General features: G+C 64.1%; 24 protein-coding genes. 18 read left to right on the forward strand and 6 right to left on the reverse strand.

Annotated features, from left to right (window positions below; genetic code table 11):
* The first annotated feature begins 83 nt into the window (after positions 1 to 83).
* Entirely contained in the window at positions 84 to 452 is a 369-nt protein-coding gene (locus tag VGH98_12960) for a hypothetical protein (protein ID HEY2376881.1), read from the forward strand.
* A 40-nt stretch (positions 453 to 492) separates the two neighbouring features.
* On the forward strand, positions 493 to 1,617 hold the full coding sequence (locus tag VGH98_12965) for a patatin-like phospholipase family protein (protein HEY2376882.1): 1,125 nt from the start codon (positions 493 to 495) through the stop codon (positions 1,615 to 1,617).
* A 207-nt stretch (positions 1,618 to 1,824) separates the two neighbouring features.
* Here VGH98_12965 and VGH98_12970 read toward each other — a convergent pair whose 3' ends face one another.
* Positions 1,825 to 2,868 carry a M20/M25/M40 family metallo-hydrolase gene (locus VGH98_12970; protein HEY2376883.1) on the reverse strand — a complete coding sequence of 348 codons (1,044 nt, stop codon included), beginning with the start codon at positions 2,866 to 2,868 and terminating at the stop codon, positions 1,825 to 1,827.
* Positions 2,869 to 3,057: 189 nt separating this feature from the next.
* On the opposite strand from VGH98_12970, the gene acnA reads away from it, so the two are divergent.
* Together acnA and VGH98_12980 are read left to right on the forward strand one after the other, a co-directional pair.
* Positions 3,058 to 5,832 (forward strand): aconitate hydratase AcnA, encoded by a 2,775-nt coding sequence (gene acnA / locus VGH98_12975; protein HEY2376884.1) that lies wholly within the window; start codon positions 3,058 to 3,060, stop codon positions 5,830 to 5,832.
* A gap of 56 nt (positions 5,833 to 5,888) precedes the next feature.
* Positions 5,889 to 6,830 (forward strand): hypothetical protein, encoded by a 942-nt coding sequence (locus VGH98_12980; protein ID HEY2376885.1) that lies wholly within the window; start codon positions 5,889 to 5,891, stop codon positions 6,828 to 6,830.
* 63 nt (positions 6,831 to 6,893) lie between these two features.
* Here the strand turns inward: VGH98_12980 and VGH98_12985 are convergent, their stop codons facing one another.
* Positions 6,894 to 7,313, reverse strand: a complete 420-nt coding sequence (locus tag VGH98_12985) for a hypothetical protein (protein ID HEY2376886.1) — start codon at positions 7,311 to 7,313, stop codon at positions 6,894 to 6,896.
* 163 nt (positions 7,314 to 7,476) lie between these two features.
* Positions 7,477 to 7,953, reverse strand: coding sequence for a YMGG-like glycine zipper-containing protein (locus VGH98_12990; GenBank protein ID HEY2376887.1), 477 nt, complete (start codon positions 7,951 to 7,953; stop codon positions 7,477 to 7,479).
* A 242-nt stretch (positions 7,954 to 8,195) separates the two neighbouring features.
* Here VGH98_12990 and VGH98_12995 point away from each other — a divergent pair, with 242 nt between their 5' ends.
* The 8 genes from VGH98_12995 (at position 8,196) to VGH98_13030 (ending at position 16,186) form a co-directional block, all read left to right on the forward strand.
* Positions 8,196 to 8,453 carry a hypothetical protein gene (locus VGH98_12995; GenBank protein ID HEY2376888.1) on the forward strand — a complete coding sequence of 86 codons (258 nt, stop codon included), beginning with the start codon at positions 8,196 to 8,198 and terminating at the stop codon, positions 8,451 to 8,453.
* A gap of 9 nt (positions 8,454 to 8,462) precedes the next feature.
* Positions 8,463 to 8,801, forward strand: coding sequence for a redoxin domain-containing protein (locus VGH98_13000; protein HEY2376889.1), 339 nt, complete (start codon positions 8,463 to 8,465; stop codon positions 8,799 to 8,801).
* Positions 8,802 to 8,882: 81 nt separating this feature from the next.
* A complete protein-coding gene (locus tag VGH98_13005; GenBank protein ID HEY2376890.1) occupies positions 8,883 to 10,250 on the forward strand; it encodes a DUF4147 domain-containing protein in 1,368 nt (455 codons plus the stop codon).
* A gap of 47 nt (positions 10,251 to 10,297) precedes the next feature.
* Positions 10,298 to 11,236 carry a carbon-nitrogen hydrolase gene (locus VGH98_13010; GenBank protein ID HEY2376891.1) on the forward strand — a complete coding sequence of 313 codons (939 nt, stop codon included), beginning with the start codon at positions 10,298 to 10,300 and terminating at the stop codon, positions 11,234 to 11,236.
* Positions 11,237 to 11,413: 177 nt separating this feature from the next.
* The gene (locus tag VGH98_13015) at positions 11,414 to 12,442 is read left to right on the forward strand and encodes an agmatine deiminase family protein (GenBank protein HEY2376892.1); all 1,029 of its coding nucleotides are present in this window, start codon (positions 11,414 to 11,416) and stop codon (positions 12,440 to 12,442) included.
* A gap of 32 nt (positions 12,443 to 12,474) precedes the next feature.
* Complete coding sequence (locus tag VGH98_13020; protein ID HEY2376893.1) at positions 12,475 to 13,215, forward strand: dienelactone hydrolase family protein; 741 nt, start codon at positions 12,475 to 12,477, stop codon at positions 13,213 to 13,215.
* Between the two features lie 134 nt (positions 13,216 to 13,349).
* On the forward strand, positions 13,350 to 14,438 hold the full coding sequence (locus VGH98_13025; GenBank protein ID HEY2376894.1) for an ABC transporter substrate-binding protein: 1,089 nt from the start codon (positions 13,350 to 13,352) through the stop codon (positions 14,436 to 14,438).
* Positions 14,435 to 16,186, forward strand: coding sequence for a methyl-accepting chemotaxis protein (locus tag VGH98_13030; GenBank protein HEY2376895.1), 1,752 nt, complete (start codon positions 14,435 to 14,437; stop codon positions 16,184 to 16,186). The genes VGH98_13025 and VGH98_13030 overlap by 4 nt, the downstream gene beginning before the upstream one ends.
* 56 nt (positions 16,187 to 16,242) lie before the next feature.
* Here the strand turns inward: VGH98_13030 and VGH98_13035 are convergent, their stop codons facing one another.
* Positions 16,243 to 17,940, reverse strand: coding sequence for a M28 family peptidase (locus tag VGH98_13035; protein HEY2376896.1), 1,698 nt, complete (start codon positions 17,938 to 17,940; stop codon positions 16,243 to 16,245).
* Between the two features lie 230 nt (positions 17,941 to 18,170).
* Here VGH98_13035 and VGH98_13040 point away from each other — a divergent pair, with 230 nt between their 5' ends.
* The 4 genes from VGH98_13040 to VGH98_13055 all read left to right on the forward strand — a co-directional run bounded on the left by VGH98_13040 (position 18,171) and on the right by VGH98_13055 (position 21,332).
* Positions 18,171 to 19,292 carry a PLP-dependent transferase gene (locus tag VGH98_13040; GenBank protein HEY2376897.1) on the forward strand — a complete coding sequence of 374 codons (1,122 nt, stop codon included), beginning with the start codon at positions 18,171 to 18,173 and terminating at the stop codon, positions 19,290 to 19,292.
* Positions 19,289 to 19,999, forward strand: a complete 711-nt coding sequence (gene queC, locus VGH98_13045) for a 7-cyano-7-deazaguanine synthase QueC (protein ID HEY2376898.1) — start codon at positions 19,289 to 19,291, stop codon at positions 19,997 to 19,999. The genes VGH98_13040 and queC overlap by 4 nt, the downstream gene beginning before the upstream one ends.
* The gene (gene queE, locus VGH98_13050; protein ID HEY2376899.1) at positions 19,992 to 20,630 is read left to right on the forward strand and encodes a 7-carboxy-7-deazaguanine synthase; all 639 of its coding nucleotides are present in this window, start codon (positions 19,992 to 19,994) and stop codon (positions 20,628 to 20,630) included. Before queC ends, queE begins: the two co-directional genes overlap by 8 nt.
* A gap of 114 nt (positions 20,631 to 20,744) precedes the next feature.
* Positions 20,745 to 21,332 carry a C40 family peptidase gene (locus VGH98_13055; protein ID HEY2376900.1) on the forward strand — a complete coding sequence of 196 codons (588 nt, stop codon included), beginning with the start codon at positions 20,745 to 20,747 and terminating at the stop codon, positions 21,330 to 21,332.
* Here VGH98_13055 and VGH98_13060 read toward each other — a convergent pair.
* Together VGH98_13060 and VGH98_13065 are read right to left on the reverse strand one after the other, a co-directional pair.
* Positions 21,247 to 22,461, reverse strand: a complete 1,215-nt coding sequence (locus tag VGH98_13060) for a CapA family protein (protein ID HEY2376901.1) — start codon at positions 22,459 to 22,461, stop codon at positions 21,247 to 21,249. The two genes, VGH98_13055 and VGH98_13060, sit on opposite strands and share 86 nt — an antisense overlap.
* 101 nt (positions 22,462 to 22,562) lie before the next feature.
* A complete protein-coding gene (locus VGH98_13065) occupies positions 22,563 to 23,114 on the reverse strand; it encodes a hypothetical protein (GenBank protein ID HEY2376902.1) in 552 nt (183 codons plus the stop codon).
* A gap of 403 nt (positions 23,115 to 23,517) precedes the next feature.
* On the opposite strand from VGH98_13065, the gene VGH98_13070 reads away from it, so the two are divergent.
* Both VGH98_13070 and VGH98_13075 read left to right on the forward strand, forming a co-directional pair.
* Positions 23,518 to 24,774 (forward strand): HlyD family efflux transporter periplasmic adaptor subunit, encoded by a 1,257-nt coding sequence (locus VGH98_13070; protein ID HEY2376903.1) that lies wholly within the window; start codon positions 23,518 to 23,520, stop codon positions 24,772 to 24,774.
* 49 nt (positions 24,775 to 24,823) lie between these two features.
* Positions 24,824 to 25,588 (forward strand): ABC transporter ATP-binding protein, encoded by a 765-nt coding sequence (locus VGH98_13075; protein ID HEY2376904.1) that lies wholly within the window; start codon positions 24,824 to 24,826, stop codon positions 25,586 to 25,588.
* Positions 25,589 to 25,672 lie beyond the last annotated feature (84 nt).

Here is a 25,672-nt window from a genome sequence, read left to right on the forward strand (position 1 = left end):
GGGATAGGCGTCATCTTTCTGGGCAGATTCGCGGAATGGCGCGGATCTTTCGCCGTTTCACGAGACCTCGAAAGGAGAAAGCGATGAACGTACGATCTCGTGCTGCCCTGCTATCACTATCCGTATTCGCCCTCGTCCTGCGTGCTCCCGCGAGCCAAGCGCAGTCGCTCACCGATACTTCATTCTTCAACCGGCCTGTCTCTTCCGCGCCGGTCGCGCAGAACGTCGGTCCCACGCGCGCAGCGCTGAGCGTCGCGGTCCAGCAGAGTATTCCGCCCTTGACCTCACCGTCGGCCGCGAGTGGTGCTGGTCTGACCCAATCGCAAGCACTCATGATTGTTGGCGGCGCGGCCATTCTCGTCGGCGCGATCGTCGGCGACACAGCTGGTGACGTCTTCATGGTCGGTGGTGCCGTCGTTGGGCTGTACGGCTTGTATAGGTATCTGCAATGACTGTCCGCCCAAAAGGAAAGATGGAGCCCAAGAACGCACGATGGTAAAACAGACCGGCGGCAATAGCGGCAAGCGCGTGGCGCTCGTGTTGGGTGGCGGCGGAATGAAGGGTTTTGCGCACATCGGTGTGCTCCGCGCTCTCCAGGAAAAAGGAATCAAACCGACCGTATACGCGGGCACGAGCATCGGCGCGCTCATCGCCGCTGCTGCCGTCGGACGCATGCCCGTCGAGGAGATGGCGCGCCGCGCGGAGAGCCTCCGCCGCCGCGATCTCTTCCGCATCAATCATTTTGGAATGCTCCTCGAGCGAATGCGGTCTCCATCGATCTATCTCGAGGAGCCCCTCCGTGATCTCTGTCGCAGCATCGTCCCCGCGCTGAAGTTCAGCGATCTCGGTGCGCAATTGCTCGTCAATACCGTCGACATCACGCGCGGCACACAGCTCGTGTGGGGCTTGCCCGGGTTGCGTGACGTATGGGTGCAGGATGCGGTGTATTCGTCGTGTGCGCTGCCTGGTTTCTTTCCGCCGGGCGAAGTGGGTGGCCGCCTCTGCGTCGATGGCGGCGTGATCGACAATCTGCCGGTCGGTGCGGCCTCGGTCGACGCGGACGCCGTGATCGCGGTCGACGTCGGGAGCTCCGATCTCTCACCGACGAATGACATCGTGACACAAGGGTTCGCGTCGATCTACATGCGTGCCGCGACGACGATGATGCACGCGCTGCAGCAGTATCCGCTGGTTCGCTGGGACAGGCCGCCCATGCTTCTCATTCGTCCGAAGCTCGGCCAGGATTGGCTCTCGTTCGGCAACGCGGCGGCGAGCATGGACGAAGGGTATCGTAAGGCATCGCTGGCCCTGCAGGACTTCGACGCGGTCCTCGAACAGCCGGGCGGCGTTTATCCCCGCCGACGCGTCGCGATCGAGGTCGACAAGGATAAGTGCATCGGGTGCGGCCTCTGCGTGGCTCTCGCGCCCGCGGTCATGGGAATGGACGGGAGCGGCAAGGCGTTCGCGCGATCGCGCACCGCGGATTGGTCGACGGCCGACGGCGATTTCGTTCATCACTGCCCGACATGCGCGATCGAAGTGCGAAAGATCGAGCGCCTAACGCCGTCGTCGTCGAACCCGGCGCAGCGTGGTCCGACAGAGGCCGACGCGGCATAAACTCGACCGTCATCCCGAGCGCAGCGAGGGATCTGCTTTATCGGCCCCTCGAAGACCAACGCTTTGCGACTTTTTTCAAAGCTCGTGGACGCTCTTCTGTTTTGTCCGGCGGTGTCCGTGCTGTTGTCCGGCCCTGTCCGTTTTCCCCCTGTAGATCCTTGTTAGGCACTTGATTTCAAGAGCGAGAAAAAAGCCGATCCTCGTCGCTCACGAGGACAACGCTGCGACGACGAGCCGCTCGTAGGCCGTCACCGCCGCTCGCAGTTCCTCGATTCGCACATGCTCATCGTCGCGATGTGCGACGTGAATCGATCCCGGCCCGAACAGATGCGGCCGTCCCCACTCGCCGAGCTCGGGAATGTCCGTCGCGAACGCGGCAACCGACGTCGCGAAACCGGGAACGACACCGAGCCTGACCGGTGGCACCGTCGGTCCGCGCTCGATTTCGGCGCGACCCGCGGCCCATCGCTCGATCGACTGCCACACCTCGTCAGGCGACGTGACGAGGCGAATCATCAACCGGGCCTCCGCCTCGGGCGCCATCACGTTGTCGGCAATGCCGCCAGCGAGATGACCGATGTTGACTGTCGTCTCGCCGAGTAACTCGTCGCGCGGAAATTCGACAGTATCGAGCGCTGCGAGCAGGTGGACCAGCTCGCGGGTCGCCGACCGGCCCAGATGCGGATACGCGGAGTGCGCGGCCTGCCCGGCAACGCGAATGAACACGCGCATCGCGCCTTTGGTCCCCACCGCGAGCGTGCTCTCGGTGGGCTCTCCGTTGATGAGTACTCGCGAATCGACCGGGGCCGCCCCACGACGGGCCCGAGCAAATTCGTTCGCGGCATGTGCGCCGTCGTGCGTCGTCTCCTCGCCGACGACGAAGAGGAGCCCCACAGGCACGCCGCGCTCGCGGAGTCGTTCCGCGGCGCAGACCATCGCGGCCGCGATGCCCTTCGCGTCGCACGACCCGCGACCATGTAACGTTTCGCCAACGAGGCGCGGCGGAATGAACGGCGGGACGGTGTCGAGGTGCGTGGAGAGCGTAACACGCGGAAAGTCATCTCCCGGGGCGGGTGCGGCGAATACATCGTCGCGCCCGGCTGACACCGGTATGCGCCGCACCGACCATTCACGCCCGGCCAAGAAGCCGTGCATCCAATCGATCACCGCACTCTCACGACCGCTGGTAGAGTCGATCTCCATGATGCGTGCGGCAAGATCGACCGGATCGATGACGTCGAGATCTGACACGGGTCTCGGGGAGCGAGATGGGAGAACGATCGCGCGCAAGCTAGCGATGTGGATCGGTGGCCAACAGCGCGCACCGCACTGCGTCCCGTCGCGCTAGATTGCGTTTCAGCCTGTCGTCGACCGTGCGCCGGCGACAGTGGCTCCGTCCGAAACCTCGAAGCGGTCCTCGCGGCCGTAGCGAGAGAGCAAATGCCTTCCAATTCCTTTGGCAGTCGCGCAACGCTCGACGTCGATGGTCAACGATTCACCATTTTTCGTCTGGACGTCCTACGCCAACTCCGCGGAAACACCGCTGACCGGCTCCCTTTCAGCCTCAAAATCCTTCTCGAGAACCTGCTACGAAACGAGGACGACGCGTTCGTAAAGCGAACCGATGTCGAAGCATTGGCGACGTGGAATGTTCAAGGCAGGGTCCAGAAAGAGATCGCGTTTCGTACGAGCCGCGTCCTGTTGCAAGACTTCACTGGCGTGCCCGCCGTCGTCGACCTCGCCGCGATGCGCGATGCGATCGTCAAGCTCGGCGGCGACGCACAACGCATCAATCCGCTCCAGCCGGTCGACCTCGTCATCGATCACTCGGTGCAAGTCGACGAATACGGTACGGACGCCGCGTATCTCATCAATACCGGCCTCGAGGTCGATCGCAATAAGGAGCGATACGTCTTCCTTCGATGGGGCCAGGAAGCATTCCGCAACTTCCGCGTCGTGCCTCCGGGCACCGGCATCTGTCATCAGGTGAATCTCGAGTATCTCGCGAAGACGGTGTTCACGTCGAAGGAAGACGGCGAGACGATCGCATATCCCGATTCGCTGGTCGGCACGGATTCGCACACGACCATGGTGAACGGTCTCGGCGTGCTCGGTTGGGGTGTTGGCGGCATCGAAGCCGAAGCCGCCATGCTCGGCCAGCCTGTGTCGATGCTCATTCCCGAAGTGGTCGGCTTCAAGTTGCACGGCCGACTGCCCGCGGGCGCGACGGCAACCGACCTCGTGCTCACGGCAACCCAGATGCTTCGGCAGAAGAAGGTCGTCGGCAAGTTTGTCGAGTTTTATGGAACGGGCCTGACGGGCCTGCCGCTCGCGGATCGCGCGACCATCGCCAACATGGCGCCCGAGTATGGCGCGACCATGGGCTTCTTCCCTGTCGATGAGGAAACGCTCAAGTACCTGCGCCTGACTGGTCGACCGGAGGCACACGTTCGGCTCGTCGAGGCCTATACGAAGGAGCAGGGCCTCTTCCGCACCGACGCGACGCCGGACCCCGTGTTCAGTGACACGCTGGAGCTCGATCTCGGTACGGTGGAACCGAGTCTCGCTGGCCCCAAGCGTCCGCAGGACCGAGTACCGCTGCGGGCCGCGAAGCAGATGTACCGCGACGCGTTGGAGACAGACCTCGCCAAGATTGGCTCGCCGGCCGGCGGCAGCGATGCGAGGCGCGCGTCACAGGAGGGCGGATCAGCTGCGGTGGCGGGCACCGCGGTCCTCGACGAGCCAGCCGCGGAACAGGCCGGCGTCAAGGTAGAGTATAAGGGAGAGACCTTCACGCTGCGCCACGGTGCTGTCGTCATCGCCGCGATCACCAGCTGCACGAACACGTCGAACCCCGCCGTCATGCTTGCCGCGGGCATGCTCGCGCGCAATGCGGTGAAGCGTGGCCTAACGGTGAAGCCGTGGGTCAAGACGTCGACGGCGCCAGGCTCACGTGTCGTATCCGAGTACTACAAGGCATCTGGCCTCCAGCAATACCTCGACAAGCTCGGCTTCCAGATCGTCGGCTATGGCTGCACGACGTGTATCGGTAACTCCGGCCCATTGCCGGACCCGATCGCGAAAGCGATCGAAGATAACAAGCTCGTCACCTGCGCCGTGCTGTCGGGCAATCGCAACTTCGAGGGCCGCGTGAATCCGTTGACGCGCTTCAACTATCTCGCGTCACCACCGCTCGTCGTTGCCTACGCGCTGGCCGGGCGCATGGACATCGATCTCACGAAGGAGCCGTTAGGCGTTGGTCGCGATGGACCCGTGTTCCTCCGCGACATCTGGCCAGCGCCTCCCGAGGTACAGGACGAGATCAATCGCAGCGTCAAGAGCGATTTTTTCAAAACGCAGTACGCCGACGTATTTCGCGGTGATGAGCTCTGGCAAAAGCTCGAGGTGCCGCACGGTGAGACGTTCGCGTGGGACGGCAATTCCACCTATGTGAAGAATCCGCCGTACTTCAGCGGCATGGGCATGGAAGCGCCGGGCGTTCGCTCGATCACCGGAGCACGCGCGCTCGCATTGTTAGGCGACTCGATCACCACCGATCACATCTCGCCCGCGGGCAACATTCCCGGCGCGAGTCCCGCAGGGAAGTGGCTCGTCGCACATGGCGTGCAGCGAAAGGATTTCAATTCCTATGGCGCCCGCCGCGGGAATCACGAGGTGATGATGCGTGGCACCTTCGCCAACATCCGCCTGCGGAACGAGATGGTGCCTGGTACGGAGGGTGGCTACACGGCGCTGACACCCGGCGGCGAGCCGACGTTCATCTACGACGCGGCGATGGAGTATCAGAAACATGGAACGCCGCTCGTCGTGGTGGCCGGCAAGGAATACGGCACCGGCTCGTCACGTGATTGGGCGGCGAAAGGCACGATCCTCCTCGGGGTCCGCGCCGTGATCGCCGAATCGTTCGAGCGAATCCACCGGTCCAACCTCGTTGGTATGGGTGTGCTTCCACTGGAGTTCACGAACGGCGAAACTCGCCAATCGCTGAACCTCTCCGGCTTCGAGACGTACGACATCGTCGGCCTCGACGCGTCGCTGCGGCCTCGCGCCGCGCTCGTCGTTCGCGCGAAGGATTCGAATGGTACGAAGGAATTCAAGGTTCTCGCGAGAATCGATACGCCGGAAGAAATGCAGTATTACCGCCACGGCGGCATTCTCCCATATGTCTTGCGCCAGCTCGTTGGGCGCCGATGATGCATTTTGTGCCGCACAATTCCCGTCGCACTTCGCAACCCGCCGCGCGGCGCCCCATGACGTACCGTGCGGGCGGGTACGCACTCCGGTTCGCGGCTGCCGCGCTCTGCCTAACGGCCACGCTCTCCGGGTGCTTCCTGCGCAAATACGTGTATCGCCCAACGCTCGTCGCGAACGCGATTGGCGACTCCACGACCACCTTCTCCGACACGCGCGTCCACGTCTACCGTGGCGATGAGTACGAGATCTATGGGCCAACGGCGCTCTCGGTGAGTGTGGCCGAGCAACAGATGAATCGCGCCTATCGAGAGTTCAGCAAGCACTTCGGTGTCGAGGGACCGCCGATGGTGCTCGTCGTTGCCGATAGTGCGTTCGCGATCTCTCCCGGCGATGCCGGACTGTTCGCCAAACGACGAATTCACACGTTCGTCTACGTCCGTCCGCATAGCCTGCGAGACATCGAGGGCGTCGCGCCTGACACGCCAGAAGACGAGATCTGGCCCGTGTCCTCGCGCGTCGCGCGTGAGTTGCTCACCGCCTATATCTCGGCGCGGCGACATCTTCCGCCCGCCATCGAGACCACCACGCACGCGGGCGACTATCACACGGATCCGCTACCCATCTGGTTCGTGGACGCCGTTGTCGCGCTGCTCAGCGACCCGGGCGCTCCCGATCGCATCATGGACTACCTGAAGGATCACCTCGGCGACGCGCCGCCGGTGGCCACGCTCCTCGACATGCGACCGCCTAACGCGGGTGTCGTCGATACCATCGCTGCGTCGCGCGAGCAACGCACGATCATCGGCGCCGAGGGCGTGGGCCTGACACTCTTTCTGGTCGAGCGTGAGGGACCGCGCGTCGTTGGCCGGCTCGCCGATGCGTTCCTCGCCGGCCGGACGACGCGAGACGTCATCAACGATGCGCGGCACGTGCCGCAGAACGACAAGGAATTCGAGCGCGTCTGGCGCAACTGGGTGCGCGACGAATACGGCCGATGAGAGGGCAGAGAGTGGACGGCAGAGGGTAGACCCTCTACTCTCTACCCTCTACCCTCCGCCCTCTCAGCCCGCGGCGCGCTTCAGCGACGTCCGCGCTTTCTCTCGCTCGCCCCAACTCGGGGCGAGCTCCTTTGCCGCCGGCACGCAACGAGACTGCGGGCTCGCCGCGTTTGGAACTCCCATCGGAAGCCAGCCCATGATGCAACGCGTGATTGCCGCGATTTCGTCAGGCGCGAGCAGAGCGGCATTGCCGCTGGACCCTCCGCCTAACGCGCCGAGCGTCGTGCCGGGTCGAGGCGTCATCGATCCGCCGAGCATCGACAGGAGCGATTCACGGGCAACCTTCCGGAACTGGTCGCTGCGGACCTGTCCCGTGTTCTGCTTGACGTCCCCGCGATAGAAGGCGTGAACCGCGCCCTCGATATTTTTCACGAGTTGGTCGAGAATCTCGTCCAGTTGCTGCGCGACCTGCGAGGGGATCATTTCGACTCGCTCTCCGGTGTAGCGGCACGAAGGCGTGACCGCTAACCAGTTGACGGGGCAAGCCGCACACACGTCACCCTACAGACAAGAGCCCCGCCGCGGACTGCGGCGAGGCTCAACCCGTCTAGCGCTTTATACCTAGCGCTCGGGACGCGCGAATTCGCTAAGGATTCTTGACGTCCACGGTGTGGCCGATGATGCCCCCGAGGATGCCCCCAGCCGCCGCCCCGATGATAGCGCCCTTGAGCTTGTCGCGGCTCGTGCCGGCACCGAGGACGGCACCTGCGGCCGCGCCAATCACGGCGTCACGCTTGGTGTTGCGAACCGGCTCCGCCGGCTGCCGCGAGTACGTGCCCGAGGATCCCGACGAGCGCGACACGCCGGTCGATGACCGCCGAGTCGCCGCCGGATATGGCGACCGGGCAACCGTCTGAACCTGCTGCGGATAGCCATATGGCGCATTCGCCGTCGGATACCCATTGGGATTCGCGGCGTACGGATTCATCCCCTGCTCCGTTGGCGACATGAACTGCTGCGGCTGATACGCCTGGACCTGGGACGCCAGATTGAGGTCGTTTTTCAGCGCATCGTCTGCCGCGCTCCCCTTGCTGCCCCCGCACGCGACAAGGCTGATAGCCATCGCCGATGCCGACAGGAGCAGCCACATCCTCGCGTGGTTGAACATTTCTCCCCCCCTTGGTTCGCCGTCCGAGATTCAGAGGGCAGGGCTTATTCCGGGAGTTAAGCAGCCGACGGATGGGTTAATCATTGGTGGTGTCCCGCTGGAGGACGCCCTCGTGTCCTCGATGCGGGATATGGCAGACTACATTGTCAGGCGGCGCGGCTCGCGCGATTTTCACCCCTTCTCGACCGGAGCGTTCAATGAACCAACGGGCAGTATCCCATGTGAGCGCCGTTGTTCTCGGCCTTACGCTGACCCTAACGGCAACCTCGCGGGCCGCTGCACAACAGCCGGCTGCACCGGCGACACCAACGCCGGAAGTCGGTACGATGGCGCCCGACTTTGCCATCACCGGCGCCACCCGCTTCGGTCTGCTGCGTGACTCCATTCGGCTCGCGGACTTTCGCGGACAGACCGTCGTGCTCGCGTTCTTCTTTAAGGCGCGGACCAAAGGCTGAACGATCCAGATGGAGGCGTACCGTGATCAGTACGCCACGCTCTTCAACAACGGCAAGAAAGTCGTCGTTCTGGGTGTGAGTGTCGATCCCGACACTACGCTCGCGAACTGGGCTCGCGAATCGAGCTTCCCCGTGCTGTTTGGCAGTGATCCGGGTCAGAAAGTTGGAAAGCTATATGGCTCGACCCGCGGCGACCTCGATACGCGGAATCTCTTCGTCATCGGACCTGACGGGCGCATCGTTTTCAAGCAAGTTCCCGTGAATGTTCTCTCGCAGCAGGAGTACGCGGATCTTGCCAAGGCAGTGGCTCGCTCGGTCGGCACGACGGTGACTGGAGCCACGAAGTAAGCCAGTTCATTAGCGGTTACGCGACGAACCGCCGGTGCGTCTGCCACCGGCGGTTTTGCATTGCCGCACACTCTCTGTCACGTGGCTATTCCTCGTAACCTGCTGATCCAACTCTACGACGCGGCCGTCGCGGGCGCGGCGACCGGCCCCGTGACGACGCGCGGCGTCGAGGCGCTCGGCATCGCACGCGAACGGCCGGTGTGGATCTTCTCGTTTGGCAAGGCGGCGCACGCGATGGCGGCCGCAGCCGTCGCATCGCTCCAGCGCGCACTCAACCAGATCGTCGGCGGCTTGATCGTGGCGCCTAACGAAGCGCCCGCTCCGTATGGCACGCTCGTTGTCATGCCTGGCGATCATCCTGCGCCTGGAGCTCGATCCTTTGCCGCCGCCCAGCGAATCGGCGAGGTCGCGTCGCGCATGAAAAGCGAGGACGTCGCACTCGTTCTCGTGAGTGGTGGCGCGTCGAGCCTCATCGCCGGACCCCTTCGCGGCATGACCGAAGGCGAGGTCACCGACCTCTTCGAGGTGCTGCTGGCTTCTGGCCTGGACATCGGCGCGGTCAACGCCGTCCGACGTCGCTTCACGCGATGGGGCGGCGGCCGCCTCGCGCTCGCTATCTCCCCCGCGGCCGCGCACTGCCTCGCCGTATCCGACGTCCCCGGTGACGATCTCGCGACCATCGGCTCGGGGCCGAGCGTGCCCGATCCCTCGACGGCCGATGACGTCATCGAGATTCTCGAGGACGCCAAGCTACTCGACCGCATTCCGAAGTCGTTCCGCCGTTATGTGAACGACGTCTCGCGCGGCGCGGAGCCGGAGACACCGAAGGCCGGTCACCCGGCCTTCGCGCATGGAACCGCACGTGTCATCGCGAACAATCGTGGCGCTCTGGATGCAGCCGCCGAGCGGGCGCGGTCGTTAGGCGCTGCCGCTGTCTACGTCGTCGACGCGCCGCTGGTCGGCGAAGCCGCGCCCGCCGGCGAGGCGATTGCGCGGTGGCTCCTCGAGCTTCGCGCCAAGGGCGCGCCGCCGGCAGGAACGCACGCTCCGCGAGTCGCAATCTGGGGTGGAGAGACGACCGTCACCTTACGCGCAGCATCTGCACGTCGTGGCGCGACCCCCACTTCTGTCCCGCCGGGCGGACGCTGTCAGGAGCTCGCACTCGCGGTCGCCCGCACTTTACATGAGGCCGGCGAGCGTGCGCGTGGAATCGCGCTGCTTGCTGCCGGCACCGACGGACGCGATGGGACGACGGATGCCGCCGGGGCATTCGTCGACGCGACGACGTGGACCGCGATTCAGAATGCCGGTCTCGATGCGACGACGGCGCTTGCGCAGCACGCGTCGAATGGTGTGCTCGCTGCGATCAACGCACTCTATTCTCCCGGTGCGACCGGCACGAACGTCATGGACGTGGTGATCGGCATAATCGACAGCCCCGATCAGTAGTTAGCCCCTACCCCTTGATTCCCGGCTCGGACAGCTTTCACAACGTTATGAGAATCGAGCCATTTACCGTCGGCATCATCCAGGATGCCGCTACGGACGATCGTCAGGCAACGATCGACGCCACGATCCCACGCATTCGTGAGGCAGCTGCGCGCGGCGCGCAGGTCGTTTGTCTCAAGGAGTTGTTCAACGCGCCGTACTTCTGCAAATCGCAGCGCTGCGAGCGCTTCGACATCGCCGAGCCGATTCCGGGTCCGACGACGGAGGTGATGCAGAAGGTTGCTCGCGAGCTGGCGATCGTTCTCGTCGTGCCACTCTTCGAGCGACAGGCGCGCGGCGTCTATCGCAACTCGGCCGCGATCATCGACGCCGACGGATCGCTCCTTGGTGTGTATCGCAAGATGCACATCCCGGACGATCCGCTCTTCAACGAGAAATACTATTTCACGCCCGGTGACGCGGCCGACGACGACCACATCGACCGCATCGCCGACGTCGCAAAGCAGGCGAGTGGCTTTCGCGTCTGGCGCACTCGTTATGCGGATATCGGCGTGCTGATCTGCTGGGATCAGTGGTATCCCGAGGCGGCTCGCATAACGAGTCTCCTCGGTGCCGAAGTGCTGCTGTACCCCACGGCGATTGGCTGGCATCCGGCGGAGAAGGCAGAGTTCGGGCAGGCGGAAGTCGAGGCCTGGCGAACCATCCAGCGCTCGCACGCGATCGCCAACGGCGTTTTCGTCGCGTCGCCGAATCGCGTGGGCTTCGAGGCGGAGCCCGGGACGAATGGCCTCGAATTCTTCGGCCATTCCTTCATCTGCGACCCGTTCGGCCGGGTCCTTGCCCAAGCGGATATCGAACCGGCCGTCCTCGTCGCCAAGTGCGATCCGCGCCTCATCGAGGACACGCGGCGCAACTGGCCTTTCCTCCGCGACCGGCGGATCGATGCGTACGCACCGATCCTGAGCCGATACCTCGGCTCGGCATAGAGCGTTGCGCGCGGAGCGTGGGGCGTGACGACTGAAGACTCAACCGGCGGGGGAGTGATCGGGCCAACAAGCGACGTAGAAGCGCGCACCACGAGCGCCCGTCGCATCGAGCCCGAGCCACGCGCTGCGTCCAGAGCGACACGCTCGGCCCGCAACGGTCTACGCTCCGCGCTACGAATGCCCGCCGAGTGGGAACCGCACGAGGCGACCTGGATCGCGTGGCCACATCACGAGCCGGACTGGCCGGGTAAACTTGCGCCCATTCCGTGGGTGTATGCCGAGATCGTTCGCGTTCTCCACACCTTCGAGCGCGTCGAGATCCTCTGCCACGACGAGGACGGACGCGCGACGGCGGAATCGCACCTCCGCGCGCACGGCGTAGAGGGAAACTATCGCTTGCACGTCGTGCCTAACGACCGAGTGTGGCTCCGCGACTCGGCGCCGACGGCTGTGCTCGATGACCGCGGTACGGTCACACTCGTGAACTGGCTCTTCAATGCCTGGGCCAAGTACGACAACTTCGCTCGCGACGCTCGCGTTGGTGAGGCGGTTGCGGCGATCAGCGGCCTGCCGCGCATCGAACCCGTGCGTGAGGACACGGGCGCCCGCATCGTGCTCGAGGGCGGCGCGATCGATGCAGACGGTGAGGGCACTTTGCTCGTGACCGAGGAGTGCCTGCTCTCGACGGTACAGCAGCGCAATCCCGGACTCACGCGCGAAGGGTACGAGGCCGCCTTCAGCGAGTATCTGGGCATTCGGCAAACGATCTGGCTTGGCGAGGGGTGCGTGGGTGACGACACGCACGGGCACGTCGATGACGTGGCGCGCTTTGTCGCGCCCGGCATCATCGTGCTCGCGTACGAGGAAGATCCGAGCGACGAGGAGAATCATCGTCGCTCGGTGGACAACATGGAGCGACTGGAGCTCGCGGGCGCCACCGACGGGGTTTTCAAAGTCGTGAAACTCCCGTTCCCGCGCGCGGTGACGATGCGGGACGAGCGATTACCGGCGAGTTACGCGAACTTCTATATCGCGAATGGCGCCGTGCTCGTCCCCACGTTCAACGATCCGAGTGATCGGGTTGCGCTCAACGCCCTCGCCACGCTTTTTCCCAACCGCCAGGTCGTTGGCATTCACGCTGTGGATCTCGTTTGGGGATTCGGCACGCTGCACTGCCTCACGCAGCAGCAGCCGCGCGGCCGCTGACCGTTTCTTTCCCCCAAATTCGGAGCAGCGCGATGCCAGGCACGATGATGGAATTCAAGGCCAATGGACGCACCGCGAGCGGCTATCTCGCTCGGCCAACTTCGGCGCGGGGCCACGGCGTACTGGTCATGCAGGAGTACTGGGGACTGGTCGACCACATCAAAGACGTCACTGACCGCTTCGCCGCCGAGGGCTTCTTCGCGCTTGCGCCCGATCTGTACCACGGTGAGAAGACGAAGAGCCCCGACGATGCGGGAAAGCTGATGATGGCACTGAACATCGCCGAGACGGCGAAGGACCTTCGCGGCGCCGCCGACGCGCTCATCGCGACCGAGGGCGTTTCGCCAAAGCAGCTCGGCGTGGTCGGCTTCTGCATGGGCGGGCAGCTCGCGTTGTACGCTGCCTGCGAATATCCCGAGCGCATCGCCGCCGCGGTCGACTTCTACGGCGTCCATCCAAAGGTCACGTTGAGGCTCGAGCGGCTCGATGCCCCCGTGCTCGCGCATTTCGCGCTGCACGACAGCCACACGCCGGAGGACAAAGCGCGCGAGCTCGTTAGGCAGATCGAGCAGGCGGGAAAGCACGTCGAGTCGTATTACTACGAGGCCCAGCACGCGTTCTTCAACGACACGCGGCCGACGGTCTACAGCCGCACCGACGCGACTCAAGCGTGGAAGCGCACGATCGAGTTCCTGAATCGAAGCCTCGGTTTCGACAAGGAACTGCCCGCAGGAGCGAAGGCCGGGAGCACAACGGAGCGCCGCAGCGGCTGACGAACAATGCCCTTTCGGTAGTCGCGTCTTTCGGCAGTCGCCCTTCCAGCAGTAACGCAGTCAAGCAGTTGCGCCGCTCGCATGAATTCGTCTTTCAACGCGGCGACGCAGCTGCTTCTCCCTCCTGCCGATTGATGCATAAGCGACTGCTCATCGCCGGCTCGGTCGCCGCGTTCGTCCTCGCCTGTCGAATCACCACCAACGCGCCGATCGTTCTCGGCGCGGCAGGTCCGTGGACCGAGGAATACGGCGCGATGAATCGACGCGGCATCGAGCTCGCCGTCGACGAGCTCAACGCCCGCTCCGCCGCGCCACATGTACAGGTCATCTTCCGCGACGACGGTGGCGACGGCATGCGTGGCGCCGCGATCGCGCAGGAGTTCGTCAATCGCCGCGACATCGTCGCGGTAATCGGTCACGTGAATTCGGGCGCGATGGTTGCCGCCGCTCGCGTCTACGACGGGCAACTGGCTGCCGTCGCGACAACGGCCTCGACACCCGCACTCACCGGCATCTCGCCCTGGACCTTTCGCGTCATCTCGAGTGATTCGATGAATGGTCTCGAGATCGCGCGATTCGTGCTGCGACGAGGTCGTCGTCGTGCCGCGATTCTCTACGAGAACAATGCGTACGGCCGCGGACTCACCGACGCGTTCGTGCGCGGCTTCAAGGGTGAGATCGTCAGCGCGGACCCGATCGCCGAAGGCAGTGCACAGGACTTCGAGCCCTTCGTTACATACTTCAAGCGACAAGTACCCGATGTCGTGTTCGTTGCCGGCACCGGAGCAAGCGGACTCGCTTTCCTTCGCGAAGCGCGTCGTCAGGCACTTCGCGCGGACCTGGTCGGGGGCGACGGATGGAGCGTGCTCGCGTCGGACACGACGCTCGCCGACGGCGTCTACGTTGGAGCGCCATTCACCGCCGAAGACAATCGAGTAGAGGCGCGCCGCTTTGTCGAGAGGTTTCGCCGGCGCTACGGAATCACGCCAGACGGCAACGCCGCTCTCGCTTACGACGCGACGATGCTTCTCACCGACGTCGCAGCACGAGCGGGATCGAATCGAAGTCGTGTCCGTGATTATCTTGCCGAGCTCGGTGCTCGCGGCGGATTTCGCGGCGTTACTGGAACGATCGCGTTCTCCGCAGACGGCGACCCGGTAGGAAAAACGATCGTGATGACTCGGATTCGGAACGGTTCGCTGACGGTCGAGGAAGGACAGTGAACTTTGCACCGTTTTCTCGCGCCGTTCGTTTCACCGTCATCGAACGCGCCGCGGCAAGCACGCAAACGATCCGCGGTCGTCTCTGGATCGGCTCATTCGTGGTCGTCGCATTACTGGTCGTTGCCGGCGCCGTCGGCTGGCGGACGTTGAGCACGATGTCGCGGGAGATCACGGCGACACTCCGCGATGTGCAAACGGACTCGCGCCTCGCCTCGCAGATCTCGAGCGACGCCGCGAAAACTCTCCAAGCCGGCACTCGGTATATCGACACGCGGGATCCGGATGCAGAGATGACGTTCCGCCAGCACGGTTGGAATGCGCACGACATTCAGCGCGCCATCAACGCGCGCCCCGATCGTACGGCCGACGAGGTCGCGATCGTCGCACTCATCGACGCGAAGTTGTCGGCGATGGAGATCCGTTATGCACGCGCTCATCGTCTCGTCGACATCGGACGCATCGAGGAAGCGCGGCGCGTCGCCAACGGCGCGCAGAACGACATCGACGAGCTCCTCGCCGACATCGACAAGTTGGGCCTCGTCAAGGCGCAGCGCGTCACGAATGCCGCGGTGCGGCTTTCCGATGATACTCGACAGCGGGCCGCAACCCTCCTCGGGCTCATCGTCGGCGCCGTGATCATCGCCGTTGGCGTCGTCGTCGTCACGGTGTCGTCGATCGGCCAACCGCTCGCGATGCTCGTCCACCAGGCGCAGCGCCTGAGCGAAGGAGACTTGACGATTCGCAGCCGCGGCGACCTGCCCGGTGAATTCGAGATCCTCGCGCACGCGATGAATCAGACTGGCGATTCACTCGCTCGCATCGTCACGGTCGCCGCGCAGACGGCGCAGAACGTTGCCACGTCCGCGCACGATCTCGCCTCCGTCTCCGAGCAGATTTCGCTGTCGGCGGGACAGATGGCGAGTGCGATGACCGACGTTTCCCATGGCGCCGAGACGCAAGTGCAGCAGCTCCGCGCGATCGACGAATCCCTCTCGGAGATTCGTGATTCCGCCGACGGCGTCCGATTCCGTTCGAGCGAGGTGAACGACCTCGCACGGGAAATCGAGAGCTCGGCTTCCGAGAAGCGGCAAGAGGTGCAGCGGTCGGTCGGCATGCTCCGCGACGTCAAGCAGAGTGTCGAGCACGCGGCCGCGGAGGTCGTGGCGCTGAACTCCACCGCCGCCGAGATCCATCGCTTCGTGTCGATGGTGGCGAAGATTGCCGATCAGACGAATCTGCTCGCCCTCAACGCCGCGATCGAAGCGGCGCGCGCCGGGCCGCACGGACGTGGTTTCGCTGTCGTCGCTGACGAAGTCCGCAAGCTCGCCGCGCAGGCGCAGCGCGCCACCGACGACATCCTCGAGGTTACGCAAATTGTCACCGAGCGCGTGAGCGCTGGCGCACGAGCGATGCAGGTCGGCGCCGCGCGTGTCGTCGAGATCGAGCATCTCTCCACCACGATCGAGGAAGCGCTGCGAAGCATAACGAGCGCCGCCGAGCGAACGCGCGTCGCTGCCGAGGGCGTCTCGGAGGCGGCCGACACCAACCTGCGTGCCGTGCACGAAGCCGCGCGCAGCATCGAGAGCGTCGCCCGCACGGCCGAGAGCCACGCCACCGCCGCCGAGCAGGTCAACGCGTCGACCCAGGAGCAGAGCGCCGCCTGCGAGCAAATGAGCTCAGCGAGCAACGTCCTGCTCGAGGGGTCGACGCAGTTGAAGAAGGTGGTGGGAGTGCTGAAGGTGGCCTAACGAGAGGGGCTATGGAAGAGGGGCTCGGGGCCCCTCTTCCATAGCCCTGGCCCCTTCTATTGCTGGCACCGTCCATTCGGGTCCGGCTTCGGCTTATCCACCAGCGGCCGATGATCGAGATCCCCAACCGTCACCGCAATGTCGTGCACGAGCTGTCCCACACGCGCCATGTGCGGATAGTCGATGTACTGCGGCTCGTCCGTCACCTGGTGATAGTCGCCGTGAAGGCCGGTCGTGAAGAAGACCACCGGGATGCCTAACCGTGCGTAGTTATAATGGTCGCTGCGGCAGTAGATGTTCTCCGTATCGCCGTTCGCATCGTACTGATAATCGAACGCGAAAGGCATCTTTTCCGTCTTGTTCACCTGCTCGACGATGTCTCCGAGCTCCGTCGAGAGCCGGCGCGATCCGACGAGCTGCAGATACTGCTCGCTGCCACCGGGAATGTCGCGCGCCGAGCCGCGTCCAACCATGTCCATGTTCAGCTGCGCGACGATCGAGTCCTTCGGCACCGGAAGGTGATCGGTGACCCAGCGCGAGCCGAGCAGACCCTTCTCTTCTCCAGTATGCCACACGAAGAGCAATGACCGCTTCGGCTTCTGCGGTGCCTTCGCGAAGGCCTCGGCGATCTCGAGTAACGTCACCGACCCCGAACCGTCGTCGTCGGCGCCATTCCGGATCGAGTCGAGCCTAACGGGATCGACTTTGCGCAAGCTGTCGAAGTTGACGTGGATCGCGTTTAACTCTCCCTGCTGCTCGACCGACGGCTGTTGTCCGCGCCGCACAAGACCGTTGATCGCGAACTGCGCCTGTCTGAAAACGTGCAGTGAATCGTGATCCACGGGACCGGTCGGTGACACGCCGATGTGATCGTTGTGCGCGCCGAGCGCGACATACTCGTTCTTGAGCTTCCCGTCGGATCCGGGAATGATCGCGACGACATTGCGAGCCGGAGCCGGCTCTTCATCGAATACGAGGTGAAGGGTCGCGCTCTTGCCCGCCTGACCCTTCGACGCCGACGTTGGGTCCACACCGAGTAACGTTTGCCCTGCGGCCGGAGTGAGCGTGAGCGTCACAAAACCCGGAGGGCTGTTGGAGGGTGGCGTCTTGAGTGTCACCTGTCCATCTCGCGGATGCTCGGCGAGATGGATGGTCTGCGGCGTGATCTCTTCGATGGTTCCAACGACGACAGCTCCGCCGCCACGTCCGCCCCGTCCGCCGAATCCACCGCGGCCGGCGCCGCGCTCAGCCGGGAATTGCAGGAGCAGCTTTCCACGAACCTCTTCCGGCGACAGTGGAGCACTGCCATCGCCGGGCCGCCCGCCGAAAACGACATCTACGGCGCCGAACGATGGCAGAGCGCCGTTGGGCACACTGGCAATAAAGTCGGTTCCGCCGTGCAACGTCGTGCCGCCGACGGTGATCGTCGACTTCTCGTTGAACGCCCGACGAATCATCGGCACGTTCTGGAAGAAGGTGCCGTTGTCGCCTGCTGGCTTGAGACCGAGCCGCGCGAGCTCGTTCGCGATGTACGCAGTCGACATCAAATGTCCGCGCGTACCCGTCTCGCGACCCATCATCGAGTCGTCGGCAAAGATGTAGAGACGGGTCATGAGATCCTTTGCTGAGATCTCCGCCGAGGTGGGCTGGGGAGTGTGTTTCAGCGGCAGTGTTGCTTCTTGCGCCGCGAGCATCGAGGGCACGGCCGCGACGACTGCCACGGCGCGAATAAACGATGAAATCTGACGTATCATTGGGGGCACGACTGATGGGGGAACGGTCTAGCTTGCTGAGGGAATGGCCATCCGATCCTGCGTCGATGACAACAGGACCACGCTAGGTCAACGTTCGTCCCTTCCAAAGCGCTGACGACATGAGGGGCTGGGGTCGAGGGCATAGAGGGTAGGCTTTACGCCTTGAAGCTCTAGCCCCTAGTCTCTAGCCCCTAGCCCCTCTTTCACCTGAGCCTCTAAGCTGCCTCACCATGCGCATCGAAACGCTCGCCGTTCACGCTGGACATTCGCCCGATCCCGCGACCGCGGCCGTGACGCCGCCGATTCACCTGTCGACGACCTTCGAGCGTGAAGCCGACGGACAGTATCGCGGTGGACTGGTGTACTCGCGTTACGCAAACCCGAATCGTACAGCGCTCGAGGAATGTCTGGCGCGTCTCGAAGGCGGCGCGGGCGCGGCGTGCTTCGCGTCGGGCTCGGCGGCAACAGCCGCGATTCTACAATCGCTCGAGTCCGGCGCCCACGTCATCGCGCCCGATGACGCGTATTTCGGCACGACGAAGCTGATGCGCGACATCTTCGGGCCGTGGAAGCTCGAGATGAGCCTCGTCGACATGACCGACCCGCGCTGCGTGCAGGACGCGCTTCGTTCGACGACGCGGCTCATCTGGGTCGAGACGCCATCTAACCCTCTGCTGCGCGTCGTCGACATCGCTCGCATCGCCGAGATCGCACATTCTCAATCGGCGCTCTGTGTCGTCGACAACACGTGGGCCTCACCGGTCCTGCAACAGCCGCTCGCGCTGGGTGCCGACGTCGCGATGCATGCGACGACCAAGTACCTCGGCGGACACAGCGACGTACTCGGGGGAGCGCTCGTGTGGCGTGCAGACGGCGCGCCCGCGCAACGGTTGCGCGCAATCCAGACGACGGTCGGCGCGGTGCCCTCGCCGTTCGAGTGCTGGCTCACCATGCGCGGCATTCGCACGCTCCCCTGGCGCATGCGAGCGCATTCGTCGAATGCCGAGAAGCTCGCGCACTACCTAACGAGTCACGACCGCATCGAGACCGTGCACTATCCGGGGTTGCGGACGCATCCGGCGTACGACGTCGCGTCGCGGCAAATGCGTGGCGGCTTTGGCGGCATGCTGTCGCTCCAGGTGCGTGGTGGACGCGATGAGACAATGTCCGTTACCGGCCGCCTCAGGATCATCACTCGCGCGACGAGCCTTGGTGGAACGGAGAGCCTCATCGAGCATCGCGCCTCGGTGGAAGGCCCCGGAACGCGCGCGCCGGAGAATCTGCTCCGGCTCTCCGTTGGTCTCGAGAATGCGGACGATTTGATCGAGGATTTCGATCAGGCGCTTCGATGAGTGATGTCGCGGCTCGCGCATCGGGTGCGCCCGCCGTCGTACTACTGAGCGGAGGCCTCGATTCGACGACGCTCCTCGCGTTCGCGGTTGGGGAAGGATTCGTCGTACATGCGATGACGTTTCGCTATGGCCAGCGCCACGTCGTCGAGATCGACGCGGCGCGCCGCGTCGCGCGCGAATTCGGCGTGCGCCATCACATCTTCGTCGACATCGATTTGCGCACCTTTGGCGGTTCTGCCCTCACGAGCGACACTGCGGTGCCAAAAGACCGCCCGCTCGACGACGTACGCCATGGAATTCCCATCACGTACGTCCCGGCGCGGAATACGATCTTTTTGTCGTATGCGCTGGCGTGGTCGGAGGTTCTCGGCGCGTCTGACATATTCATTGGCGTGAACGCGGTGGACTATTCGGGCTATCCCGATTGTCGTCCGGAGTACGTTGCCGCGTATGAGCACATGGCGAATCTCGCAACGCGCGGCGCGGTCGAGGGAACGACGCCCGTTCGCATTCGCGCGCCCCTTATCGATCGCACGAAGCGGGAGATCATCGAGCTCGGCATGCGTCTCGGCGTAGACTATGGCATGACGACCAGCTGTTACGATCCATCGCCGACTGGCGAAGCATGCGGGCGCTGCGACGCATGTCAGCTGCGCCTCGCGGCATTTGCGGCCGTCGGCGCGAAGGACCCCGCGCGATATGCCTAACTACACCGTCAAGGAAATATTCTTCACGCTGCAGGGCGAGGGATTTCACACGGGTCGCGCCGCCGTGTTCTGTCGCTTCTCCGGTTGCAATCTGTGGACGGGTCGCGAGCAGGATCGCGCAACGGCGACGTGCTCCTTTTGCGATACTGACTTCGTCGGTGTGTCGATCGATGGCGGACGATTTGCCAGCGCAGACGACTTGGCCGATGCGATCGAGCGATGTTGGCCCGCGGAGTGCAACCGGGATCACCGCTTTGTCGTCTGCACAGGAGGAGAGCCTCTGCTGCAGCTCGATGAACCATTAGTTTGTGCGCTGCACGATCGCGGCTTTCGGGTAGCGATCGAGACGAACGGCACGAGGCTTCCACCAGCGGGTGTCGACTGGATCTGTGTCAGTCCGAAAGCCAGTGCGGAATTGATACTATGCAACGGAAATGAGCTGAAGCTTGTCTATCCACAAGTAGGCGCTGAACCGGAAAGATTCGCGACACTGGAATTCCAGCACTTTTTTCTACAGCCTATGGACGGCCCGGCACTGGCCGATAATACAAGTGCAGCCGTTCGGTACTGTCAGCAACACCCGCGTTGGCGGCTCAGCCTTCAAACGCACAAGTTGCTTGGCATTCGTTGAGGAGTGAGGAGAGTCACAGCCCGATCTGCGATACGAACGCAGGTTGGGCCGCACGTTCCGCTGTCGCTGATCGCTCGTCTTCAGCGCGGTGCCATCAATCGTCTGAGGTGACGCATGAAGCTACTCACAGTGCGCCGCGACTCGATTCTACGCCCCTGGCGAAGGATCGTCTTGGTCGTCGCCGTGATGTGCGCCGCTTCCGCTGTTCCGGCGTCCTCGCAGGCACCGATTCCGGTGCTCCAGGGCATGTCCGCGTCGGCGATGTCCCTCCGCGATTCTGTCGTCGCGCTCGCGCGCGCGCAGGTCGGCACGCGATACCGTCACGGCGGAGACACGCCGCAACGCGGCTTCGACTGCAGTGGTCTGATTCAATACGTGATGGCGCGATTCTCGATGATCCTGCCTCGCACCGCGAAAGCGCAGGCCACGGCAGGCATGCCCGTCGAGCGCGACACGTCGCTTCTGCGCCCTGGTGATCTTCTCACGTTTGCGAGCACCGACAAGGCGAGCATCACCCACATCGGGATCTACGTCGGCGGCGGACGCTTCGTCCACGCGAGCAGCGTCGCCGGTCACGTAATTGAGAGTCCGCTAAACAGGGCTCCTGCGCCACGAATCAAGATCTGGCGCGGTGTGGAGCGTATTCCGCTGCTCGCCGAGTCCCCGGCGTCGGCGGGAGGCCTCGCGGCGCCGGAACGCTGACCGGTCGCGGCGGCGTACTCACCGAGTCGGCCACTGGCCGGCGGCGCAGTACGCCATCGACCCCAACAAGCACACCTGTCGTCGGAAAGTCGAGCGCGCTGAGCGAGTCGACGAGCACCGTCGCTCGCGCCAGCGTGTCGACGCGGAGCACACCGGGCGCGAGCTGCATCGTCGGCCGCAGCCACGCGGCTCGCACGTGACGCGCGGAATCGATGTCGGCGCACGCAACCGCGCCGCGGTTCATCGGCTCGACGAGCCGGAATGGCCCGTACGTCAGCAGGTTGCCTAACGAATACAGGACCAGTCGATCGTCCCGCCACTCCGCCGCCCGCAGCACGTGCGGCCCGTGCCCGATCACCATCGTCGCGCCACTCTCGAGCGCGGCATTCGCGAACGCGACCGGATTGCCCCGATCGATCGTGCCCAGAAACAACTCCGTCGAATCACGCGTGCGCTGCGCCGTTTGCCCTTCGGCGCCCAGATGCATCGTGACGATCACGGTGCCCCAGCGATCGACGGCGCGTCGGACGTACCGTCGCACCGCGTCCACGTCTCGGGCATCGGGACCGTCGGAGGAAGTGTAGAAACCGAGCACCGCGATCGTGTCGCCGCGTCGCGTAATCACCGGCGTCGCGAGCGTGTCGGCGCCGGTCACGACGACACCGGCGCGCGCGAGATGCGCGAGCGATACGAGAAAGCCGTCATCGCCCGCGTCGCGGGAATGATTGTTCGCCACGTTCCCCACGATGACCGCAGAATCGGCGAGACTCCGCAGCGCGAGCGCCGTAGCGATCGGCTGGCGAAAGGCGAAGCAGTTCTGAGCGCGCTTCGGACATTTGCGCGGTGCGGTACCGGCGCCGATTGCTCCTTCGACGTTGATCAACACGACGTCGGCATCCGCAAACAACGGCTTGACCGGCGCCACGAGCGCCTCGGGATCGCTACTCAGGCCGAAGTCCGCGCGGAGTTTGAGCGCAGCGGTTTTCGCCCAGGTCGTGTCGAGGTTGGTACCTAACGTGACATCGCCGCCCGCGCAGAAGCGCAGTGGCGTGCGCGTCGTATCGGTGCGGTGTGGAATCGAATCCGCGCGTGCGACCGAATCCTTTGCCTGGGCCGCAGCGGAAGACACCGCGACACCGACGCCGACGCTGCCGACAACGATCGACGCGAGAAAAGCACGGATCGTCAGGTGCCTACCACGCGGTCGCCACTCATCGCCGTCGAGCGCGCTCAGCGTCGCGGATACACCGGGACGAGTGTCCTGGGCGGGGCCGCCCTTGCCGGCGCCGCGCGCGCTGCACGGGGCGTTGGGATCGGGTACGACCTCACCGATGTCCGTGATGGATCGAAACACCCGTAACATCTCGGCGAATAGCCGGCCTCTGGATACACGGGCGTCGTGTAGACGACAGGCGGATAGACAGGTACGACGTACGCGGGCGCCGTGTAATAGATCGTCGTGTACGACACAGTCGGATAACCGTAGCTCAAGCATCCGTAGCCATACGCGTAGACGCAGCCGCTGGCAACTTCCTGGAGTCCGTTTCCGAGGTCGATGAGGATCCGGCCATCGGGGAGAATGATCCGCTCGTCATTCGCGAAAACCGTCGGCCCGTAGTCGACAACGCGCACGGGAGGAGGCGGGGGAGGCGCGATGGTCGCGATGCGCGGTCGCCCTTGCGGTGCCACAATCACACGGCCGCGCGTCGATTGCGCCTGTAACCAGGCGGCACCCAGCCCAACGAGCACGACCGACCCTAAAACAGTCCGGAGGAATGCCATCGGCGGAACCCTCCTGAATGCGCGCTTGGCGCACTCGCCATTAGACCCATCAGAACGCGCGACCGCGCGTCCTGAAACCCAGGCAATCAATTGTCCGAATAGCAATTCGCCGTCAAACGGACGACGGCGTCTACCAACAACCTATTGTCGGATTCGGTTGTCAAACAGAGGTCTTGTGCGGAAACGCGTCGCGACGCTGCGGCTGATGCGGGAAGGCCACTGTTCGATTGTGGGACAGGAAATCCCACAGACGGCCAGGGAGGAGCGCGGAGAAGCCTGATTGATTCATCAAAGGCGATGCTGCGCACGCAGTTAGGCATATATTGAAGTAGGCATGCTCCTTCCCTTACGGCGTGCTGGCTTTATGCCCACACTACTCGCATCTCAGCTCTAGAGGACTCCGTTGGATATCAAGCGCGAGCCACCGAAAAAGACCAAGAAGTACATCGCCGGCGGCGTTGCCATCCTCGGCGTGCTTGCCATCTCGGCCTTTATCAGTCGCCTCAGGCCCGCGGCCCCTCCCGTGGAGCGCGCGACCCTCTGGATCGACACGGTGAAGCGCGGCGAGATGGTTCGTTCCGTGAATGCCCCCGGGACGCTGCTCCCCGAGCACATCCGAATCATCGTCGCCATCACCAGCGGACGCGTCGAGACGCTTCCCGTTCGGCCGGGCGTTTCGGTAACGCCCGACGAGACGATCCTGACGCTGAGCAATCCCGACCTCGATTTGCAGACGCTCCAGTATCAGCAGCAGCTCACGCAGGCGTACACCGCGCTCGCTCAGCTCAAGACCAGTCTTACGCAAGGTCTCATGACGGAGGAGGGCGCCGTCGCCCAGCTCGTCACATTGTACCAGGACGCGGTTCGTCAGGTGGCGGTCGAGGATTCACTCGACAAGAAGGGTCTTGCCGGCAAGAACGAGGTCGCCTCTGCGCGCGACAAGGTGAACGAGCTCAAGCGCCGGCTAGATCTCGAGCGGCAACGCTACAGCGATATGGAGACCTCGCAGAAGCAGCAACTCGATCTCCAAACGCAGCAGATCGACGGCCTCAAGCAGATTCTTCAGGAGCAACGCAATCGCGTCGCGTCAATGCGAGTGACGGCCGGCGAATCCGGTCAGCTGCTCACGCTCGGCAACCCAGAGCTAGAGCTCGGCCAGTGGGTCAACTCGGGAATCGAGCTGGCTCGCGTCGCTCAGCCTGGTCGGCTCAAAGCCGTTCTGCGCGTTCCCGAGACGCAAGCAAAGGATGTCGCCATTGGCCAGCACGCCATTATCGACCTGCACAACAACGGCACCATCGAGGGTCACGTCATCCGTAGCGATCCGTCTTCGCAGGCGGGAACCGTCACGGTCGAGGTCGGCCTCGACGGCCCGCTGCCGCAGGGCGCTCGTTCGGACCTGAGCGTCGACGGCACCATCGAGATAGATCGCTTGAAGAACACTCTGTATGTCGGTCGACCCGCGTATGGCCAGGCCGAAAGCACAGTCGGCTTATTCAAGGTCGAGAAGGGCTCCGGCTACGCCGACCGCGTGAACGTGAAGCTTGGTCGCGCTTCGGTGAACACGATCGAAGTCGTCAACGGCCTCGCCGTGGGCGATAGCGTCATCATCTCGGATATGTCGACGTGGGACAACACGTCGCGCGTTAGGCTCAAGTAGTTCGAAGTCCCGTACGCCCCTCACTCCCGGACCCTAGCCCCTGGCTCACATGCCTGAATCCGCAGCCAAGACATCTCCCTCGCCTCTGTCCACCGGCGCGATGACCGGCGACGGCAACCAGCCGCTCATTCGCCTTGCTGGATTGAAGAAGATCTTCTTTACGGACGAGGTGGAGACGCACGCCCTTCAGGACATTCACCTCGAGGTGCAGCCGGGCGAGTACGTCGCCATCGCCGGACCTTCGGGATGTGGCAAGACGACGCTCCTCTCGATCCTCGGACTGCTCGACACGCCGACGGAAGGTGAATACACGCTCGCGAACGAGTCGGTCGCGCAGCTCACGCCGTCGCAGCGCGCTCGCATCCGCAATCGGCAGATCGGCTTCATCTTCCAGGCATTCAACCTGATCGGCGATCTCACGGTCTATGAGAACGTCGAGCTGCCGCTCACCTATCGCGGCATGTCGGCGAGCGAGCGCAAACAGCGCGTCCAGGACGCTCTCGAACGTGTGGGCATGAGCCACCGCATGAAGCACTATCCCGCGCAGCTCTCCGGCGGTCAGCAGCAGCGCGTCGCCGTGGCGCGCGCCGTGGCCGGCGATCCGCTGATCCTGCTCGCGGACGAGCCGACGGGAAACCTCGACTCGACGAACGGCGAGGCGGTCATGGAGCTCCTGCGTGAACTGCACCGTGGTGGCGCCACGATCTGCATGGTCACGCACGATCCGCGATATGCCGCGCACGCCGATCGCTCGGTGCATCTGTTCGACGGCCGGGTGGTCGAAGAGTCCCGCCCGGGGCAGGCGCACGCCTGATCGATGGTTGCCCGCGGGGCGGGTGTTTAGCAATCGCTAAACGCCCGCCCCGTTTGTTGTCCGCTGCTTTCCCCGATACTAGGT

It is taken from the genome of Gemmatimonadaceae bacterium (assembly GCA_036496605.1).
In the GTDB taxonomy this organism is placed as follows: Bacteria; Gemmatimonadota; Gemmatimonadetes; order Gemmatimonadales; family Gemmatimonadaceae; genus AG2.